The sequence below is a fragment of the Acinetobacter sp. I-MWF genome (assembly GCF_025433935.1).
In the GTDB taxonomy this organism is placed as follows: Bacteria; Pseudomonadota; Gammaproteobacteria; order Pseudomonadales; family Moraxellaceae; genus Acinetobacter; species Acinetobacter guillouiae.
Window position 1 is genome coordinate 1 of the sequence record NZ_JAMBAR010000009.1, and the last position, 283, is coordinate 283.

Annotated in this window: 1 pseudogene; it reads left to right on the plus strand. The window is 45.9% G+C overall.

Annotated features, from left to right (window positions below):
* Positions 1 to 283, plus strand: a pseudogene (locus M2R48_RS21115) (hypothetical protein); the annotation flags it as partial.

The window sequence follows — 283 nt, forward strand, 5'->3', positions numbered from 1 at the left end:
TCGTAAACTTGGAGAGACACTGAACATTAGCGGTGGCTTAACAGGTGCAGGTTCGAACAGCAACATCAAGACAGTAATTACAGGCGATACGCTAGATATTCAATTGGCGGATGCACCAGTATTTGCAGGCAAAGTGACAGCAAATGGTTTAGATGCGAATGGCAACAAAGTTGAGAACGTAGCGGATGCGACAGCAGCGACAGATGCTGTGAATAAAGGTCAGTTGGATGCAGCAACTACAGCATCAAGCAGCAAGACTGATGCTTTGGGTAATAGTTCAGCA